The sequence below is a fragment of the Wenzhouxiangella sp. XN201 genome (genome assembly GCF_011008905.1).
In the GTDB taxonomy this organism is placed as follows: Bacteria; Pseudomonadota; Gammaproteobacteria; order Xanthomonadales; family Wenzhouxiangellaceae; genus Wenzhouxiangella.
Genome location: NZ_JAAIVI010000021.1, coordinates 98663 through 117801, shown reverse-complemented (window position 1 = coordinate 117801; position 19139 = coordinate 98663). Strand labels below are relative to the sequence as shown.

Annotated in this window: 17 protein-coding genes, 2 tRNA genes and 3 rRNA genes (1 of these 22 cut by a window edge); 9 read left to right on the top strand and 13 right to left on the bottom strand. The window is 61.7% G+C overall.

Annotation, left to right across the window (positions count from 1 at the left end):
* Positions 1 to 11 precede the first annotated feature (11 nt).
* Entirely contained in the window at positions 12 to 1049 is a 1038-nt protein-coding gene (locus G4Y73_RS12160) for a type IV pilus twitching motility protein PilT (protein ID WP_164231924.1), read from the bottom strand.
* Between the two features lie 120 nt (positions 1050 to 1169).
* Here G4Y73_RS12160 and G4Y73_RS12155 point away from each other — a divergent pair, with 120 nt between their 5' ends.
* From G4Y73_RS12155 to G4Y73_RS12140, 4 genes are all read left to right on the top strand, one after another.
* A complete protein-coding gene (locus G4Y73_RS12155) occupies positions 1170 to 1856 on the top strand; it encodes a YggS family pyridoxal phosphate-dependent enzyme (RefSeq protein WP_164231923.1) in 687 nt (228 codons plus the stop codon).
* A gap of 85 nt (positions 1857 to 1941) precedes the next feature.
* Entirely contained in the window at positions 1942 to 2754 is an 813-nt protein-coding gene (proC, locus tag G4Y73_RS12150) for a pyrroline-5-carboxylate reductase (RefSeq protein ID WP_164231922.1), read from the top strand.
* Positions 2754 to 3293: a YggT family protein gene (locus G4Y73_RS12145; protein ID WP_164231921.1), complete on the top strand. Its 540-nt coding sequence runs from the start codon at positions 2754 to 2756 to the stop codon at positions 3291 to 3293. Before proC ends, G4Y73_RS12145 begins: the two co-directional genes overlap by 1 nt.
* Before the next feature lie 90 nt (positions 3294 to 3383).
* Entirely contained in the window at positions 3384 to 3842 is a 459-nt protein-coding gene (locus G4Y73_RS12140; RefSeq protein ID WP_164231920.1) for a DUF4426 domain-containing protein, read from the top strand.
* Here G4Y73_RS12140 and G4Y73_RS12135 read toward each other — a convergent pair.
* On the bottom strand, positions 3832 to 4293 hold the full coding sequence (locus G4Y73_RS12135; RefSeq protein ID WP_164231919.1) for a TerB family tellurite resistance protein: 462 nt from the start codon (positions 4291 to 4293) through the stop codon (positions 3832 to 3834). The genes G4Y73_RS12140 and G4Y73_RS12135 overlap by 11 nt on opposite strands.
* Before the next feature lie 64 nt (positions 4294 to 4357).
* On the opposite strand from G4Y73_RS12135, the gene trmH reads away from it, so the two are divergent.
* Positions 4358 to 4960, top strand: a complete 603-nt coding sequence (trmH, locus tag G4Y73_RS12130) for a tRNA (guanosine(18)-2'-O)-methyltransferase TrmH (protein ID WP_164231918.1) — start codon at positions 4358 to 4360, stop codon at positions 4958 to 4960.
* A 209-nt stretch (positions 4961 to 5169) separates the two neighbouring features.
* On the opposite strand, the gene pdxH is transcribed toward trmH, so the two are convergent.
* From pdxH to xrtH, 3 genes are read right to left on the bottom strand one after another with little or no spacing between them, the layout of a single operon-like run.
* On the bottom strand, positions 5170 to 5766 hold the full coding sequence (pdxH, locus tag G4Y73_RS12125) for a pyridoxamine 5'-phosphate oxidase (RefSeq protein ID WP_205596635.1): 597 nt from the start codon (positions 5764 to 5766) through the stop codon (positions 5170 to 5172).
* A complete protein-coding gene (locus G4Y73_RS12120) occupies positions 5763 to 6572 on the bottom strand; it encodes an SDR family oxidoreductase (RefSeq protein ID WP_164231917.1) in 810 nt (269 codons plus the stop codon). The genes pdxH and G4Y73_RS12120 overlap by 4 nt, the downstream gene beginning before the upstream one ends.
* Entirely contained in the window at positions 6569 to 7096 is a 528-nt protein-coding gene (gene xrtH / locus G4Y73_RS12115) for an exosortase H (protein ID WP_164231916.1), read from the bottom strand. The genes G4Y73_RS12120 and xrtH overlap by 4 nt, the downstream gene beginning before the upstream one ends.
* Before the next feature lie 197 nt (positions 7097 to 7293).
* Here xrtH and aroK point away from each other — a divergent pair, with 197 nt between their 5' ends.
* The 3 genes from aroK to hemE are packed head-to-tail and all read left to right on the top strand — an operon-like array spanning position 7294 to position 9979.
* Positions 7294 to 7851 carry a shikimate kinase AroK gene (aroK, locus tag G4Y73_RS12110; protein WP_164231915.1) on the top strand — a complete coding sequence of 186 codons (558 nt, stop codon included), beginning with the start codon at positions 7294 to 7296 and terminating at the stop codon, positions 7849 to 7851.
* A complete protein-coding gene (gene aroB, locus G4Y73_RS12105; RefSeq protein ID WP_164231914.1) occupies positions 7848 to 8918 on the top strand; it encodes a 3-dehydroquinate synthase in 1071 nt (356 codons plus the stop codon). Before aroK ends, aroB begins: the two co-directional genes overlap by 4 nt.
* A 23-nt stretch (positions 8919 to 8941) precedes the next feature.
* Positions 8942 to 9979: a uroporphyrinogen decarboxylase gene (gene hemE, locus G4Y73_RS12100; RefSeq protein WP_240451334.1), complete on the top strand. Its 1038-nt coding sequence runs from the start codon at positions 8942 to 8944 to the stop codon at positions 9977 to 9979.
* Between the two features lie 31 nt (positions 9980 to 10010).
* Here hemE and G4Y73_RS12095 read toward each other — a convergent pair whose 3' ends face one another.
* Entirely contained in the window at positions 10011 to 11696 is a 1686-nt protein-coding gene (locus tag G4Y73_RS12095) for a glutamine--tRNA ligase/YqeY domain fusion protein (protein WP_164231912.1), read from the bottom strand.
* Positions 11697 to 11860: 164 nt separating this feature from the next.
* On the opposite strand from G4Y73_RS12095, the gene G4Y73_RS12090 reads away from it, so the two are divergent.
* Positions 11861 to 13159 (top strand): dicarboxylate/amino acid:cation symporter, encoded by a 1299-nt coding sequence (locus G4Y73_RS12090; RefSeq protein ID WP_164231911.1) that lies wholly within the window; start codon positions 11861 to 11863, stop codon positions 13157 to 13159.
* A 32-nt stretch (positions 13160 to 13191) separates the two neighbouring features.
* On the opposite strand, the gene G4Y73_RS12085 is transcribed toward G4Y73_RS12090, so the two are convergent.
* The 7 genes from G4Y73_RS12085 to G4Y73_RS12055 all read right to left on the bottom strand — a co-directional run.
* Positions 13192 to 13719: a TlpA disulfide reductase family protein gene (locus tag G4Y73_RS12085; protein ID WP_164231910.1), complete on the bottom strand. Its 528-nt coding sequence runs from the start codon at positions 13717 to 13719 to the stop codon at positions 13192 to 13194.
* A gap of 120 nt (positions 13720 to 13839) precedes the next feature.
* Positions 13840 to 15060, bottom strand: coding sequence for a multidrug effflux MFS transporter (locus G4Y73_RS12080; RefSeq protein WP_164231909.1), 1221 nt, complete (start codon positions 15058 to 15060; stop codon positions 13840 to 13842).
* 300 nt (positions 15061 to 15360) lie between these two features.
* Positions 15361 to 15475 (bottom strand): 5S ribosomal RNA (gene rrf / locus G4Y73_RS12075).
* Positions 15476 to 15632: 157 nt separating this feature from the next.
* Positions 15633 to 18522: ribosomal RNA gene (locus G4Y73_RS12070) — 23S ribosomal RNA — on the bottom strand.
* A 212-nt stretch (positions 18523 to 18734) separates the two neighbouring features.
* Positions 18735 to 18810, bottom strand: a tRNA-Ala gene (locus G4Y73_RS12065).
* Between the two features lie 9 nt (positions 18811 to 18819).
* Positions 18820 to 18896 (bottom strand) — tRNA-Ile (locus G4Y73_RS12060).
* A gap of 111 nt (positions 18897 to 19007) precedes the next feature.
* A 16S ribosomal RNA gene (locus tag G4Y73_RS12055) occupies positions 19008 to 19139 on the bottom strand; it runs 1430 nt beyond the window's last position.
* Together the 16S, 23S and 5S rRNA genes with 2 tRNA genes alongside form the textbook arrangement of a ribosomal RNA operon.

The following is a 19139-nucleotide window of genomic DNA, read 5'->3' as shown; positions in this document are numbered from 1 at the left end:
CGCGAACCGGGTTAGGCCAGCGCCGACTTGTTCTGGGCCTTGCGCACGGCTTCCTGCTTGGCCACCAGGCCGCGCCGCACCAATTCGATCAGCGCCTGGTCAAGGGTGGTCATGCCGACGTTCTGGCCGGTCTGGATGGCGGAATACATCTGCGCCACCTTGTCTTCACGGATCAGGTTCTTGATCGCCGAAGTCGCCACCATGATCTCGTGTGCCGCCACCCGACCGCCGCCGATCTTCTTCAGCAGGGTCTGTGAAATGACCGCCCGCAGCGATTCGGACAGCATCGAGCGTACCACCGGCTTCTCGTCGCCGGGAAACACGTCGATGATTCGGTCAATGGTCTTCGGCGCCGAAGAGGTGTGCAGGGTAGCGAACACCACGTGACCGGTCTCGGCGGCAGTCAGGGCCAGGCGAACGGTTTCCATATCACGCAGCTCGCCGACCAGGATGATGTCGGGGTCTTCGCGCAGCGCCGAGCGCAGCGCCTGGTTGAAGCCGTGGGTGTCGCGGTGGACCTCGCGCTGGTTGATCAGGCAGCGCTGTGACGTGTGAAGGAATTCGATCGGGTCCTCGATGGTGAGGATGTGGCCGGGAACGGTCTTGTTGAGATAGTCCATCATCGCCGCCAGGGTCGTGGACTTGCCCGAACCCGTCGGCCCGGTGACCAGGATCAAGCCGCGCGGCACCTCGACGATGTCCTTGAAGACGGCCGGCGCATCGAGATCCTCGAGGGTGAAGATGTCATTGGGGATAACGCGGAAGACCGCGCCCATGCCGCGGTGGTGGTGAAAGGCATTGACACGAAAGCGCGCCATGCCCGGTACGCTGTAGGAGAAGTCAACCTCAAGGTTGGCCTCGTAGTCGCGACGCTGGTGGTCGTTCATGGTCGAGTAAATGAGCTCGGCCATTTCCTTGTTCTCGAGAGCCGGCGTGTTGATACGATGGATGTCGCCATCGACGCGGATCATCGGCGGCAGCCCGGCCGAGATATGCAGGTCGGAAGCCTTGTTCTTGACGGTGAATGCGAGTAGCTCGGTAATGTCCATGAAAAACTCCCTACTGAGGCCTCTGCCAGCCGATACCCTGTGCAGGCCCGGCCGGCCCTTCGGGCGGCACAAGTCAGCCCCGGGTTCGAACACACCCGCTGATCTTAGCGTAACTGGGCCATGAATCAAATCGCTCGAAAGCGGCTGGAAACCACGCTGGAACGCATCCGAACCGCCTGCCAGGCAGCCGGACGCGAGCCGCAGACGGTGCGCCTGCTGGCAGTCAGCAAGCGCAAACCGGTCGAGGCCATTCGCGAACTGCACGGATTGGGCCAGCGGGCCTTCGGAGAAAACTACGTCGACGAGGCCGTGGCCAAGATCGAGGCGCTCGGCGATCTTGACCTGCAGTGGCACTACATCGGCCCGATCCAGTCGAACAAGACCAAGCTGATCGCGGCACACTTCGACTGGGTGGAGTCGCTCGACCGCAGCAAGATCGTGCGGCGGCTCAACGAGCAGCGGCCGCAAGCGCTGGCTCCCCTCAATGTGCTCATCCAGGTCAATATCGACGAAGAGCCCCAGAAAGCCGGCTGCGCACCCGACGAGATCGAGGCCCTGGCGGGCCAGATCGCCGATTCGGATCGATTGATACTGCGCGGCCTGATGGCCATTCCGGCCCCGCGCGAAGACCACGAAGAGCAACGGGCGGTCTTCGCCCGACTGCGCGAGTTGTTCGAAAAGCTGCAGGCCGACCACCCCGAAGTCGACACCCTGTCGGCCGGCATGAGCGCCGACCTGGAAGCCGCCATCGCCGAGGGCGCCACCCTGGTCCGAATCGGCACCGCCCTGTTCGGACTCCGCGATTAATTCCGAGTCCCGAGTCCCGAGTCCCGAAGGCGGATCCGAGCCTCGGACTGCCGGACGACAAACGCCTGTCTTACAATATGAAGCCATGACAAACACCACCCTCACCTTCATCGGCGGCGGCAATATGGGCCGCGCGCTGATCGGCGGCTTGATTGCCGCCGGCACGAAAGCCGAATCCATCCATGTGGCCGACCCCAGCGAGGAACAGCGCCAGTCACTCGCCGACGAGCTGGGCGTGAACGTGCACGACGACAACGCGGAGGCGGTATCGTCGGCCGATGTCGTCGTCGTGGCCGTCAAGCCACAGGTCATGGACAAAGTGCTGGGCTCGATCGCCGAGGCCATTGATGCCGACACCCTGATCATTTCGGTGGCTGCCGGCGTGCCGATCGAGCGTATTCAAAAAGGCCTGGCCGGGCACGACCGGATCGTGCGCGCCATGCCCAACACCCCGGCGCTCTACCAGGCGGGCATGACCGGGCTGGTCGCAGCCGACGGTGTGACCGAGCGCGACCGCGAGCGCACCGAACAGGTGCTGTCTACGGCAGGAGTTGTGGCCTGGGTCGACGACGAGGCCCTGATGGACGTCATCACCGCCGTATCGGGTTCGGGTCCGGCGTATTTCTTTGCACTGGTCGAGCAGCTCACGGCCGCCGCTACGCGCGCCGGGCTACCGGAGACGACCGCGGCCAAGCTGGCCCGACAGACAGCCTTTGGTGCCGGCGTGATGCTTTCGAAATCCGACCTGGAGGCCGGTGAACTGCGTCGGCGCGTAACCTCCCCGGGGGGCACCACCGCCGCCGCGCTCGAGAGTTTGTCGGACAATGATTTCGAGCGCATCGTCGATGAAGCCGTGCAGGCAGCCGTCAAACGCGGCCGCGAACTGGGAGAAGGCTGATGGGTTCACCCAGCCAGGCCTTTGCCTTTCTGATCGAGACGGTCTTCCAGCTTTACCTGGCCGTGCTGATGCTGCGCGTGCTGCTCGAAGCCTTGCGTGCCGATTACTACAACCCCGTCTGCCAGGCCCTGATCAAGGTGACCGATCCGCTGGTCAAGCCACTGTCTCGGATTATTCCCAATGTCGGCTCGCTCAGCCTGGCCGGCCTGGTGGTGCTCTACGTGCTGGAAATCATCCTGCTGCTGATTCTCGCCGCACTCGGCGGCTGGAGCCTGGATGTCCCCGTGCTGCTCCTGCTGGGCGTGCTGCGCCTGGTGCGAATGCTACTGGTGCTCTACCTGGTGATGATCATCGTCAGCGTGATCCTGTCCTGGGTGGGCCAGGGCTTTCGCCACCCCATCGTGCCGCTGGTCTACCAACTGACCGAACCGGTGCTGGCGCCCATCCGGCGCGTGCTACCGCCCCTGGGCGGCTTCGACCTCTCGCCCCTGGTGGCCATCATCGTCATCCAGTTCTTGATCATTTTGCTGGGGGTCTAATCGGGATTCGGCTACGTAGTAGCCCCCACTTGCCGCTTCGGGCGGAGCAGGAGTAGCATCAGGGACAGTCCCAGATCCGAGGCGCCAACGATGACTCGACAAATTGCAGCCCTTTTCATCACCACGTTCGCCCTGCTGCTCTTGTCCGCCCCGGCGCCGGCCCAGCAATTCGAGGATATCGGCGATTACCGGGTGCACTACAACGCCCTGAACACCAGCATGCTGCCGCCCGAAGTGGCCCGTGCCTATGGCATTCAACGCGCCGGCAACCGCGCCCTGCTCAATATCGCCGTGCTGCGCAAGGCCGAAAGCGAAAACGAGTTGGACGAATCGGTAACCGCCGAAGTCTCGGCACGCGTGATTAACCTGACCGGTCAGCGCCGCGAGATTGAACTGCAGGAAATCGAGGACCAGGACGCCATTTACTATGTCGGCACCTTCCGGATCCACGACGAGGAATCGCTGACCTTCACCCTCAGCGTCAAACCGGACGATAGCGACGAGCCCGCGCACGAGATCACTTTCCGTCAGCAGTTCTTCACTGATTGACGCCGGCTGCCTCGGCCGCCCGGTGCTTGCGCCGGATGAACTCCGGGTGCGGCACACCGAGCAGGTCGGCCAGACGCCTGAGCAGCTGCTCTTCGTAGCGGTCGACGCGACCGTCCGCCCAGGCCACCTGCCATAACCATTCCACCAGATCGCCGCGCTCGTCGCGATCGAGATGAGCCTTGAGGTCGCGGGTGAAGTCATGCAGGGATACGGCTTCTCCGCGCAGCTTTTCGGCGTCGTGAATGAGTTCGTCCAGCTCGGATTCGTCGATCTCGAAGGCCTGCCGCATGGCCTGGTGGATCACGGCCAGTTCCTGCTCATCGCGATGCTCGTCGGTAGCCGCCATCTCCAGCAGGATGATGGCCGCGGCGCGGGCGATGAGCTTCGGGTCGACGGGCTCGTCGCTGCTCGGGGCCACCCAGGATCGGAGTTGATCGAACCAGTCAGTCATGCGAGTAATTGTGGCACATCCAGGCGAGAGCCTTGATCACGGGCATCTCGGCTAGAATCACGCAATGACTCCCGAACGCAAGGCCCGCATCGAGCAGATTGCTGCACGCCGTCAACCCGACCTGACCGTCTTTCTAGAACGCGTGCACAAGGCCCACAACGTGGCCGCCATCCTGCGTACCTGCGATGCCGTGGGCGTAATGGAAGCCCACGCAGTGCCTCCCACCGGCGGCATTCCCCCGCTCAACCACACCGCGCAGGGTGCCCAGCGTTGGGTCCGTCTGCACCGCCACCACGATGCGGTCGAGGGTCTGCAATCCCTGAAACGGAAAGGCATGGCCCTGTATGCCGCGCATTTTTCCGACCAGGCAATGGACTTCCGCGAGCCCGATTACACGCAACCGACGGCCATCGTTCTCGGCACCGAAAAATTCGGCGTCAGCGAGGAAGCCCTGGCCGAGTGCGATGGCGAGATCATCATCCCGATGACCGGCATGACCCAGTCGCTCAATGTCTCGGTCGCCACCGCCCTGATCCTCTACGAGGCCCAGCGCCAGCGCCAGGCAGCCGGCATGTACGAGCCGCACTCGCTGGAGGAAGAGCCGTGGAAATCACTGAGTGAACATTGGATCGAGAGGGAGACGGAGAGGCGCCGAAAGGGGAGATGAATCGAGTGAATGACCAATTACCAAGCACCAATGCTAAAAAGCAAGCACCAAGTACCAAATTCCAATTCTCAAACAAGGACCAATGATCAATTTTCAATGACCAAACATTTCGGTGGCCGCGACGCCTCCAATGGTCGTTTCGGTCATTGAATCATTCGAGAATTGAACATTGTTTGTAAATTGGAATTTGGTACTTGATCATTCCCCAATCAGGGGTATAACAACGACTCCCGCCACGCCCCGTCCACGAGATCGAAGCACACCCGCTCGTGCAGCCGAAACTCCCGCCCGTACCAGAACTCCACGCGGCGCGGGCGTACGCGGAAGCCCGACCAGTGCTCCGGGCGCGGGACTTCCTGCCCTTCGAACTTCTTCTCAAAGTGCGCGACCCGCTTGAGGAATTCCTCGCGGTTCGCCATGGGATGCGACTGTTTCGAGGCCCAGGCTCCGATCTGGCTGCCGCGGGGGCGGCTGGCAAAATAGGCATCCGCGTCATCGTCCGTGACAGGCTCCGCCCGGCCGTCAACGGTGACCTGCTCGGCGTTTTCCCGCCACCAAAAGACCAGGGAGACATCGGGATGGACGACCAGGTGTCGCCCCTTGCGCGATTCCAGATTGGTATAGAAGACGAAACCGCGCGGGTCCATGTCCTTGAGCAGCACGGTACGCGCAGACGGCCGGCCGTCTGGATCGACCGTGGCCAGGGTCATGGCCGTGGGTTCCGGAATGTTCCCGGCAACGGCCCGATCAAAGCCCTGCCGGAAGCGTTCGACGATGGCCTCGGTCATGTCCGTGAATCTGGTCATTGCAGCATCTCCTGGTAACCGGAGCGATAGTCTGGATGGATGAATCGGTAGCCGGATGCCAGCAGCCGGGCATTGGCAATACGCTTGCCCTGACCGCCCTGCAGATCTTCGCGCGCCGGCGCCGCCACGTCGAGTTGCCCGGCCAGCCAGTCCAGCACCTCGCAGCGCGGGGCCGGACAGCTGTCGCTGGCGCAGTAGAGGCTCTCGGGCGCCGGCAGTTCCAGCAGATGCGCCAGAACGCCGGCACAATCATCGGCGTGAATCCGGTTGGTCCACTGTGGCGGTGCTTCCCGGCAGCTCGCCTGGCCGGCGCGAAGCTGGCGTAGCAGGTAGTCGCGCCCGGGGCCGTAAATGCCGGAAAAACGCACGACCACCGATTCGGGCGCGCTGCGCCGGGCCAGCGCTTCGGCCTCGAGCAGCACCCGGCCGTTGAATCGGTCGGGCTCGGTGGCGCTGGTCTCGTCGACCCACTCGCCACCATCCTGGCCGTACACGGCCGTGCTGGAGACGAAGATCAATCGCCCGGCGCGGGCCCGCTCGAAGAGATTGGCGAGACCCTGGTAGTAGGCGCGGCGGTAGCCTGCTTCGTCGTACTGGTCGGGCGTGGCCTGGTAGACAACGGCATCCCAATCACCTCCAACGCGGGCCAGGCTGCCGGGATCGGAAAGATCGGCGGGCTCGGCCACGATAGGCTCGGGCAGCGCTTCGGTATTTCGACGCAGACCGTGCACCTGCCAGTCTTCGTCCAGGCGAGCGGCGAGGCGTATTCCGAGGTCACCGCAGCCGGCGATCAGCAGCCGCTTCACGAAGTGGCCGGGGCCGCCTGTGGCGGCGATCCGTCATCATCGGAAGATCGCGGCGGCAGGGTCCGGAGCCAGATCAGCCAGACCACCAGGGCGTCGAGAATGATCAGGGCCTGCCACAGGTAGAGGTGGAACCACTCGAACCAGGTCATGTTCCACTGCCCGAGATAAAACAGGCTGATGATGCGCACCAGGTTGAGCGCCTGGATGGCGACGAAGCCGATGGCAAAGCCGACCAGTTTGCTCTTCAGCGGCGCGGGAAAGGCAAAAATGGCGGCGAACAGGATGATCAGGGCCTCGACCCCGTTGCAGCCCGGCTCGATGCTGACGGCAAAACCGCTGTCGACGTCCTGGATGACCTTGCCGAAGGAAATCACGCCGCCGTCGAAGAGCTCGATCAGGAAGACGCTGATCTTGGCGATACCGGCAGTGAACGGCAGGATCACGTTGGCCTGCACCGGCTGGAGCACCTCGACGGTGAACAGCCCCAGCAGCAGCACGATGAACAGGATGGAAAAACGCAGCATGATCCGTTTGACCGCAGATGAGCAAGACGTTCAATCTTACCAAATGCGGCGTGTGCAGCCGGTTCGGGAAATCGAAGTGGCCGGCGTGCGTGATAGCATTGACAGCCAGTCCATTCACGCCGATTGCCGAACTGCATGCACCCCAAAATCCATGCCTGTTTCCTTGTGCGACCGCACGCCGGCCATCTGCCTGCGGCATGAACGAAACCGATCGGCTCCCCGACATCCAGCGCATCTTCCTGATCGGCCCCATGGGCTCGGGAAAGACGACGGTCGGTCGTCGACTGGCGCGACGTCTGGGGCTCGACTTTCTCGACCTCGACCACGAGCTGCAAAAGCGCTGCGGCGTGGAAGTGGCGGTGATCTTCGACATCGAGGGGGAGGCGGGGTTTCGCCAGCGTGAATCGGCCCTGCTCGACGAACTGACCCGAAAGGACCGCCTGGTTCTGGCCACCGGCGGCGGCAGCGTGCTTGCTGCCGACAACCGGCGCATCCTCGCTGAACGAGGCCTGGTCGTCTACCTTCGCACCAGCGTTGACCAGCAATTGCGGCGCCTGGAGCGTGACAAGCAGCGGCCGCTTTTGCAGGCACCGGATCGCCGGCGGCGGCTGACTGAAATGGCCGAGGCACGCAACCCGATGTACGAAGCCTGCGCCGACCTGGTGGTCGATTCGGCCAGTATCTCGCCCCTGGCGATGGCGCGAACCGTCGAACAGGCCGTGCGCGAACACTGCAACGAGGCCAGGGCATCATGAAAGTCACCGAAGTCAGCCATGCCGGCGGCCGTTATCCCGTCTACGTCGGCCAGGGCCTGCTCGCCGTCTCGAGCGTGCTGCAGCGCCATCTCGAGGGCCGCGTGCTGCTGGTCAGCGACGAAATCGTGGCCGATCTCTACCTCGACCGGATCACGGCCGGTCTCGACGAGAACTGCCGCTGGCGTTCGCTGCTGCTACCGGCCGGAGAAACGCACAAGACCCTGGAGAACTGGCAGCGCGTGATCGATACCCTGGTCGAGATGCGCGCCCAGCGCGACGCCACCGTGCTGGCGCTCGGCGGCGGCGTGATCGGCGACCTGGCCGGCTTTGCCGCGGCCAGCTACATGCGCGGCATTCGCGTGGTGCAACTGCCGACCACGCTGCTGGCCCAGGTCGACGCAGCCGTGGGTGGCAAGACCGGCGTCAATCACACCGCCGGCAAGAACCTGATCGGCGCCTTTCACCAGCCCGAGGCCGTGATTGCCGACATCGACACCCTGATCAGCCTCGACGATCGCGACTACCGCGCCGGCCTGGCCGAAGTGGTCAAGTACGGCGCCATCCGCGACGAACGCTTCTTTTCCTGGCTGGAGAGCCGGGCCGAGGCGCTCAACGCCCGCATGCCCGATGCCCTGCTCGAGGCGGTGCACGTCTCGGTCGGCCACAAGGCCGAGGTGGTCGCCGCCGACGAACGCGAAGCCGGCCAGCGCGCCCTGCTCAACTTCGGCCACACCTTCGGCCATGCCCTGGAAACGGCTACGGCCTACGAACGCTATCGCCACGGCGAGGCGGTGGCCATCGGCATGGTCCTGGCCGCCCGCCTGAGCGAGCTGCTGGGGCGGCTGCGCGTGGGCACGTCCGAAAGGCTGGTCCATCTGCTCGAACACCTGGGACTTCCGGTCGCACTGCCCGATGACATCGACCGCGAGCGCCTGCTCGAGCTGATGCGCCTGGACAAGAAGAACCGCGCCGACCGAATTCGCCTGATCCTGCTCGACGAAATCGGATCGGCCGCCATCGACACCTGCCCCGCCGACGACATCCGTGAGGTCCTGACCCGATCATGAATGCCCGCTCCGATTCACTTTTCATGCGTGCGCTGCGGCGCGAACCGGTCGAGCGCACGCCGATCTGGCTGATGCGCCAGGCTGGCCGCTACCTGCCCGAGTACCGCGCCACGCGCGAGAAGGCCGGTAGCTTCCTCGACCTGGCCGGCACGCCCGAATTGGCCTGCGAGGTCACCTTGCAACCGATCGATCGCTACGGCTTCGACGCCGCCATCCTGTTCTCCGACATCCTGATCCTGCCGCACGTGATGGGGCGGGGCCTGGGCTTCAAACCCGGAGAAGGACCGTATTTCGAGCGTCCGGTCCGCACGGTGGCCGACATCGACGGCCTGCCCATGCCCGACCCGGAAGACGACACCGGCTACGTGATGGACGCCGTGCGGCTGATCCGGCAGTCTCTGCCGGAAGCCACGCCGCTGATCGGTTTCGCCGGCAGCCCCTGGACGGTGGCCACCTACATGATCGAGGGCCGAAGCAGCAAGGATTTCGCGCGCGCCAAGAAACTGCTTCTGGCCGAGCCGGATGCCGCCGAACGGCTGATGAACCACCTGGCTGACGCCACCGCCGACTACCTGGCCGCCCAGGTCGCCGCCGGGGCCGACGCGCTCATGCTGTTCGATTCCTGGGGCGGCGTGCTCTCACCCCGGCTCTACGAGCGGTTCTCGCTGGCCTCGCAGCAGCGCATCGTCACAAGACTCAAGAAAACCTGTCCCGACACGCCGCTGATCCTGTTCGGCAAGGGCTGCGGCCAGCACCTGGAAAAGCTGGCCGATACCGACTGCGCCGGCCTGGGCGTGGACTGGACCCTGGATCTGTCCGAGGCGCGCGTACGCGTCGGCGACCGGGTGGCCCTGCAGGGCAATCTCGATCCCGCCGTGATGCTCACTACACCCGAAGTCATCGCGGAGGAAGCAAAGCGCGTGCTCGACAGTTTCGGCAAGGGCTCGGGCCATATCTTCAACCTCGGCCACGGTATTACGCCCGAGGTGCCGCCCGAGCACGTCTCCGTGCTGGTCGAAACGGTGCGGAATTACAGCGCTCGCAAACCCTCTCCCGTATAACCCGGTCTGCCGATCGGTCGGGCCGGCGACTTCAGCGCAGCTGCTTTTCGAGCTTGGCCCAGGTATCGCGCAGGGTCACGGCGCGGTTGAAGACGGGGCGTTCCGGCGTCGAATCGGGATCCGGAACGAAATAGCCGAGGCGCTCGAACTGGAAATGCTCGCCGGGCTTTGCATCCTCGATGCCGGCCTCCAGCCGGGCATCTTCGAGCACTTCGAGGGATTCCGGATTGAGATGCTCGACGAAGTCGCGCGCCTTGTCGCCGCCGGGGTGCGGAATGTTGAAGAGGCGATCGTACAGACGCACCTCGGCCTTGACGGCAGACTCGGCTGAAACCCAGTGGATCGTCCCCTTGACCTTGCGATCGGCGCCGGGCAGGCCGGAGCGGCTTTCGGGGTCGAAGCTGCAATGCAGTTCGACCACGTTGCCGGCATCGTCCTTGATGACCTCATCACACTGGATGATGAAGGCGTTGCGCAACCGGACCTCGCCGCCGGGCTTGAGCCGGAAGAACTTCTTCGGCGCCTCCTCCATGAAGTCGTCCTGCTCGATGTAGAGCTCGCGGGTGAGCGCCACCTTGCGGGTGCCAAAGTCGGGATCCTGCGGATGGTTGGCCGCCTCGATCCACTCGGTCTCGCCCGCGGGGAAGTTGGTCAGCACCAGCTTGAGCGGACGCAGCACGGCCATGCGGCGCGGCGCGCGCACGTTCAGGTCGTCCCTGAGATTGCGTTCGAGCTCGCCGAAGGGAATGATGCTCTCGGACTTGGTCACACCGATTTCGGTGCAAAAATTGCGGATCGACTCGGGCGTGAAGCCCCGCCGGCGTATGCCGGCCAGGGTCGGCATCCGCGGATCGTCCCAGCCATCGACATGACCCTCCTCGACCAGGCGGGTCAAGCGGCGCTTGGACAGCACCGTGAAGTCGAGATTGAGCCTTGAAAACTCGATCTGGTAGGGGCGCGACGACACCGGCAGGTGCTCGATCAGCCAGTCGTAGAGCGGCCGGTGATCCTCGAACTCGAGCGTGCACAGCGAATGGGTGATCTGCTCGATGGCGTCCGACTGGCCGTGGGCGAAATCGTAGCTCGGGTAGATGCACCACTTGGTACCGGTGCGCGGGTGGGCCTGGTGACGAATGCGGTAAATGACCGGATCACGAAGGTTGATGTTGGGCGCGGCCATGTCGATTTTGGCGCGCAGCACGTAGGTGCCATCCTCGAATTCTCCGGCGCGCATGCGCTCGAACAGGTCGCGGCTCTCGGCCGGATCGCGGTCCCGGTCCGGACTGGGTATGCCCGGTTCGGTCAGCGTGCCGCGCTGTTCCCTGATGGCGTCGGCGTCCTGACTGTCGATGTAGGCCAGGCCGTTGTCGATCAGGTGGAGGGCGTAGTCATAGAGGGTCTTGAAATAGTCCGAGGCGTAGCACTCTTTCTTCCACTCGTAGCCGAGCCAGCGCACGTCTTCCTTGATGGCATCGACGTAGCGCTGCTCTTCCTTGGCCGGGTTGGTGTCGTCGAAGCGCAGGTTGGTGTAGCCGCCGAATTCCTCCGGCAGGCTGAAATTGAGCACGATGGACTTGGCGTGCCCCATGTGCAGGTAACCATTGGGCTCGGGCGGGAAGCGGGTGACGATCTGGTCGTACTGTCCCGCCTCCAGTTCCTTGCGAATCCGGTTGCGAATGAAGTTGGTCGGCGCGGTGGCCGTATCGCTGCTGCTCATGGGTTTCGGCGTCGTTGAACTGAATCGCGCATTATACCGACCATCAGGGCGCCTCCCTGACTCTGGCCTGTGGTCGATAGCCGCTGGTCCCTGGTTCCTCACGCTAGACCGCCCCGCCCCGATACGCTACCCTCAGCGCATCCCGCACAACCGGAACCGATTCCATGACCCAGGAATTTCGCTTCGATCACCACAAGCTGAGCACGCATATTCTCTTTGCCCTGGTTCTGGGCCTGATCACGGGCCTGGTGATCAACCTCTTCCTCGGCGAGGTGGGCTGGATCCGGAATTGGCTCGTAGACGGCGTTTTCGAAGTCGTTGGCGAGATGTTCGTGCGTTTTCTCAGCATGTTGATCGTGCCCATCGTTTTCGTCTCGCTCATTTCCGGCGTGGCGTCGCTGGCCGATCCCAAAAGCCTCGGTCGGGTCAGCTCAAAGGCGATCGGTCTTTACCTGATCACCACGGGCATCGCCGTGATCCTCGCGTTGCTGGCCGGCATGGTGTTCCAGACCGGCGTGGGCGCCAGCCCCGTGGGCATGGAAACGCCGGAGATCTCGGCCGCGCCGCCGTTCAGCCAGGTACTGATCGACCTGGTGCCGAGCAATCCGGTTCAGGCCATGGCCGAAGGCAACATGCTGCCGATCATCATCTTCTCGATCCTGCTGGGCCTGGCCATGTCCTTTGCGGGCGAGTCCGGGCGGCGCGTCGCCGATTTCTTTAACGACTTCATGGAAGTGGTCATGAAGCTGGTCGGCATCGTCATGCTGATCGCGCCCTATGGCGTGTTCGCCCTGATCGCCGGCATGGCCGCGACCACGGGCTGGGAGACGTTCGCCGGCGTGATCAAGTATGTCGTACTGGTACTGGCCATGCTCATCCTGCATGCCTCGGTGGTCTACCCGCTACTGCTGAAGACCTTTACCGGACTGAGCCCGATCACCTTCTACCGGCAGTTTCGCGACGTCATGGCCTTTGCGTTCTCGACAGCGTCATCGGGCGCGACCATTCCCGTGACCTTGCGGGCCGTCCAGGAACGGATGGGTGCGAGCAACCGAATCAGCTCCTTCACCATCCCGCTGGGCGCGACGATCAACATGGACGGCACGGCCATCATGCAGGGTATCGCCGTGGGCTTCATCGCCCAGTATTACGGTGTCGACCTGTCACTGACGCAGTACCTGATGGTAATTTTCATGGTCGTCATGGCCTCGATCGGTGCCGCCGGCGTGCCCGGTGTGGGGCTGATCCTGCTTGCCGGCGTGTTGTCCCAGGTCGGTCTGCCCGCGGAAGGCATTGCCCTGATCCTGGGTGTCGATCGCCTGCTCGACATGACGCGCACCGCGGTCAACGTCACCGGGGATGCCACGGTCACCTGCATTGTGGCCAGCAGCGAAGGTGAACTGGATACCGACCGCTTCAATGACCTGCGCAGCGGCGCCGAGCCCGTGCGTCAGGACACGTAGAAGCTCCCAGGCCCGGCGGGACTTTTCCGGGCTTAGTCCCGAAGGTCCGGCAGCCCGTCGAGTGTTTCCCGGATGCGCGCGGCCCAGAAGGGTGCGCGCCGCGCGGCCTTCTGGGCGTGGCCGAGTTCGTCGTAACCGGGCGGAGTCTCGGTGACGACATCGTAGAGATTCAAATGCACTTCTCCTGACGAGTCCACGATGAACAGTCCGGGCGTGCCGTGGACGCCCCACTCCTCGGCTACCTCATCGGCATCCGGGAAAACGGTGAAGTCGAATCCGTTCTCCTCGATCAGGTGGGCGGGATCCTTCTTGTCTCGAAAATTGAGGGCATACACCGTGACGCCGTCGCCGTACTCATCGACGATGCTCTGGATATGCGGCATGAGCGCCTGGCAGTAAGGGCACCAGCTGGCCCAGAAGAGATAGATCCCGACCCCTTCCTGCTCCTCGGGCAGGGTATGGGACTCACCTTCGAGGCTTTCCAGCGTGAAGGATGCAGGTGCCTGGGCGTGCACGCCGAGGCTGGCAATCAGGCAGATGGCTGCAGTGAGTGAGCGCATGAGATGTCCGGATGGCTGGAGGTCGAACTTCAGCTTACCCGAGCGCAGGGGCTCCATGCCAATCAGGGGAAGTACCTACGCAGCGACCCGCAATCCCTGGCACCGGGCCGGCGGGGTTTATCAGCCGCGACCGATGGTCTCGCGCCCGCGTGATTGCAGGTCCAGGGCGTTCCGCATGGCCCGCGGCGCGCCGAGCGCGAAGCCGAGCGCCGAAAGCGTACAGGCGGCCATCACGAACGCAACCGGCAGAGGCGTGGCGCCCACGAGCACGGTGGACAGGGCGCTGATCAGTCCGCCCAACGCAAACTGCGAAGCGCCAAGCATCGCGCTGGCCGTTCCGCCCAGTTTCGGAAAGAACTCCAGGGCGTTGGCGATATTGTTGGGAATGATCACGCCCAGGCAACCGCCGGTCACGACCAGGCAAAGTGCAACGGGCAGGAGTCCACCTTCGCTCGTCAGCGTAACCACCAGAAGCAACACGGCCACGGCCTGGATGACACAGCCGGCACGCAAAATCTGGGTCGAGTGAAAGGACTTGAGCAGACGGCGATTGAGCAGGTTTGCCGTCACCATTGCGACGACATTGGCGGCGAACAGCAATGAAAACGCCCCATTCGATACACCGAACCAGCCCTGATAGATGAATGAGGCGTGGGTGATGAACACCAGCATCACGCTGAAAGCGAGTGTCTGGATGGCAATAAAACGCATGGTCGTGCCGTGGCTGACGACCTGGATGTAGTTGGTCACCAGTGTGTAGGCGGGGGTGCGGATCTTTGCGGCCGCCGGAAGATTCCGAAACAGGAACCGCTGCAAGGTCACTGCCACGACCACTGCATAAGCGGCAAGAAAGACGAAGATTGCGGGCCAACTGAACTGATAGAGAAGCAATGACCCGATCGCCGGCGCCAGGGCCGGGGCGACCAGCATGACGATCCCGATCAGCGAAAACAGGCTGGCCGAGGCCTGCCCATGGGTTCGATCGCGAACAATCGCGGGCACGGAAACCGCACAACAGGCACCCCCGGTCGCCTGCACCATCCGCCAGAACATCATCGCCCCAAGACTCTCAGACAGCGCGACCATCACGCTTGCGACAGCAAAGATACCCAGCCCACTGAACAACACCACCCGCCGCCCATAGCGATCCGACAACGGACCCCCCACCAGCTGCGCCAGTCCCAGGACAAAAACATACACACTCAGAGTGCGCCCAACCGCCGGCAAATCGACACCCAGGTCGGCGGCAATATCCGGAAAAGCCGGCAAATAGGTATCGAGCGCAAACGCCCCGATAGCAACAGTCATGCCCAGAAGAATGGCGAAACGAAGAGTCGACACGGAAAGGGGCTGCGAGAAGTCAGCAGATAGCTTGCCACATCCGCCAGCATGTGAGAGTGGCGGTGGCTACCACGCCAGCTAATACATTCAAACAATACCGCGACCCGAAGGGGCGCGCACAGCATAAATGCCTCGCAGCGTAGTCCGGAGCGGCATGGCGGCTTGAGCCGAAGGCGAAAGAAGCCTTGTCGCGGAGGACGGCCACGCGTGAGCGTAGGTCACTGCCAGCCGCTGAGGATGCCGTGCAGCCATAAAAAAACCCCCGGCGCTCACGGAGAGTACCGGGGGTTCTAGATAAATGCCTGGCAGTGACCTACTCTCACACGGCGAATGCCGCACTACCATCGGCGCTGGCGCGTTTCACTGCCGAGTTCGGGATGGGATCGGGTGGTTCCACGCCGCTATTGCCACCAGGCAAAGTCAACTGTACATCAGCCTGCGGCTGATGTCCTGTTGATCCCGGCCTTGAGCCGGGACCTCCCTGCAACAAGCAAGGAGTCGGAATCTGTTCAAGAGCGTCAGTCGTGTCATTGTAAAGAGAGCGTCAACTCTCCAATTGGCTTTGGTGTTATATGACCAAGCCTCACGGGCAATTAGTACTGGTTAGCTTCATGCATTACTGCACTTCCACACCCAGCCTATCAACCTGGTCGTCTTCCAGGGCCCTTTAGGGACCTCGAGGGTCCAGTGAGACCTAATCTTGGAATGGGCTTCCCGCTTAGATGCTTTCAGCGGTTATCCCTGCCGATCGTAGCTACCCGGCAATGCATCTGGCGATACAACCGGAACACCAGCGGATCGTCCACTCCGGTCCTCTCGTACTAGGAGCAGATTTCCTCAAGTCTCAAGCGCCCACGGCAGATAGGGACCGAACTGTCTCACGACGTTCTAAACCCAGCTCGCGTACCACTTTAAATGGCGAACAGCCATACCCTTGGGACCGGCTACAGCCCCAGGATGTGATGAGCCGACATCGAGGTGCCAAACACCGCCGTCGATATGAACTCTTGGGCGGTATCAGCCTGTTATCCCCGGAGTACCTTTTATCCGTTGAGCGATGGCCCTTCCATACAGAACCACCGGATCACTAAGACCTACTTTCGTACCTGCTCGATCCGTCGATCTCGCAGTCAAGCACCCTTGTGCCTTTGCACTCACCGCACGATGTCCGACCGTGCTGAGGGTACCTTCGTGCTCCTCCGTTACTCTTTGGGAGGAGACCGCCCCAGTCAAACTACCCACCACACATTGTCCCTGAACCGGATCACGGTTCGAGGTTAGAACTCCAGTTACACCAGGGTGGTATTTCAAGGTTGGCTCCACGCAGACTAGCGTCCACGCTTCAAAGCCTCCCACCTATCCTACACAGGAATAACCGAAGTTCAATGTGAAGCTGTAGTAAAGGTTCACGGGGTCTTTCCGTCTTGCCGCGGGTACGCCGCATCTTCACGGCGAATTCAATTTCACTGAGTCTCGGGTGGAGACAGTGTGGCCATCGTTACGCCATTCGTGCAGGTCGGAACTTACCCGACAAGGAATTTCGCTACCTTAGGACCGTTATAGTTACGGCCGCCGTTTACCGGGGCTTCGATCAAGAGCTTCGCCGAAGCTAACCCCATCACTTAACCTTCCGGCACCGGGCAGGCGTCACACCCTATACGTCCACTTACGTGTTTGCAGAGTGCTGTGTTTTTAATAAACAGTCGCAGCCACCTGGTCACTGCGGCCTCCAGAAGCTCAGGGAGCAAGTCCCATCACCGCCAGAGGCGTACCTTCTCCCGAAGTTACGGTACCATTTTGCCTAGTTCCTTCACCCGAGTTCTCTCAAGCGCCTTGGGATTCTCACCCTGCCTACCTGTGTCGGTTTACGGTACGGTCAGTCGTTACCTGAAGCTTAGAAGATTTTCCTGGAAGCATGGCATCAATGCCTTCGCCCCACATGGGGGCTCCCCATCACATCTCAGCATTGATCCCCCGGATTTGCCTAAGGGACCTGCCTACTTGCTTGGACCGGGACAACCATCGCCCGGCGCACATAGCCTTCTCCGTCTCTCCATCGCAGTAACAACTGGTGCAGGAATATTAACCTGCTTCCCATCGACTACGCCTTTCGGCCTCGCCTTAGGAGCCGACTCACCCTGCGCCGATTAACGTTGCGCGAGGAAACCTTGGGCTTTCGGCGAACGGGTTTTTCACCCGTTTTATCGTTACTCATGTCAGCATTCGCACTTCCGATACCTCCAGCAAACCTCTCGGTTCACCTTCACAGGCTTACGGAACGCTCCTCTACCATGCAGGTAAACCTGCATCCGCAGCTTCGGTACATTGCTTAAGCCCCGTTGAATCTTCCGCGCAGGCCGACTCGACCAGTGAGCTATTACGCTTTCTTTAAAGGGTGGCTGCTTCTAAGCCAACCTCCTGGCTGTCTGGGCCTTCCCACATCGTTTTCCACTTAGCAATGATTTGGGGACCTTAGCTGGCGGTCTGGGTTGTTTCCCTTTTGACGACGGATGTTAGCACCCGCCGTCTGTCTCCCGTGATTGCACTTCCTGGTATTCGGAGTTTGCCATGGTTTGGTAAGTCGGTATGACCCCCTAGCCATAACAGTGCTCTACCCCCAGGAGTGAGACACGAGGCGCTACCTAAATAGCTTTCGAGGAGAACCAGCTATCTCCGAGTTTGTTTAGCCTTTCACTCCTAGCCACAGGTCATCCCCTAACTTTTCAACGTTAGTGGGTTCGGGCCTCCAGTGCCTGTTACGGCACCTTCACCCTGCCCATGGCTAGATCACTCGGTTTCGGGTCTACTCCCAGAGACTATTCGCCCTATTCAGACTCGGTTTCCCTTCGCCTTCCCTAAACGGTTAAGCTTGCCACTGAAAGTAAGTCGCTGACCCATAATACAAAAGGTACGCCATCACCCGGACGAATCCAGGCTCTGACTGCTTGTACGCACACGGTTTCAGGTTCTATTTCACTCCCCTCTCCGGGGTTCTTTTCGCCTTTCCCTCACGGTACTGGTTCACTATCGGTCGGCAGAGAGTATTTAGCCTTGGAGGATGGTCCCCCCATGTTCAGACAGGATGTCACGTGTCCCGCCTTACTCGATTTCACCTCATGTGCCCTTTCGCATACCGGGCTATCACCGTCTATGGCCGGCCTTTCCAGACCGTTCTGCTAAAACATATGAGGCTTAAGGGCTAATCCCCGTTCGCTCGTCGCTACTAGGGGAATCTCGGTTGATTTCTTTTCCTCCGGGTACTTAGATATTTCAGTTCTCCGGGTTCGCTTCGACACCCTATAGATTCAGGTGCCGATACTCCGCAAGCGGAGTGGGTTTCCCCATTCGGACATTCACGGATCAAAGCATATTGCCAGCTCCCCGTGACTTATCGCAGGCTGTCACGTCCTTCATCGCCTTCTGCCGCCAAGGCATCCACCGTGTGCGCTTGGTTGCTTGGTCATATAACCCAAAGCCAACTGGCTGTGGATCAAGTTCACAAACACCCAACCTTTTACGCTGACACGACTGAACACAACTGTAAGATGATCCGGGATTGCTGCCCTGCGGGTAGCAGGAACAACAACGACCGGATTCAGCTGTATCCAAGACGCTCTTGAACAGATTCCTAATTTTTAAAGAACATTTGGATCCCACTTTCGGCCCGACCACATTGGTGGAGCCAGGCGGGATCGAACCGCCGACCTCCTGCTTGCAAAGCAGGCGCTCTCCCAGCTGAGCTATGGCCCCAGAATAGAGTGGTGGGTCTGGGTGGATTTGAACCACCGACCTCACCCTTATCAGGGGTGCGCTCTAACCAACTGAGCTACAGACCCGGCCTTGGAAATCAAAAAAGATGTCCGTTACGCGGACCTGGGCCGACGTGGTGCAGTTCTACTGCAGGTAACTTGTGATGGGCGCCGTCAAAAGGCTGATGCGTTCTCTTTAAAGGAGGTGATCCAGCCGCAGGTTCCCCTACGGCTACCTTGTTACGACTTCACCCCAGTCATTGACCACACCGTGGCAAGCGTCCTCCCGAAGGTTAGACTACCTGCTTCTGGTGCAGCCAACTCCCATGG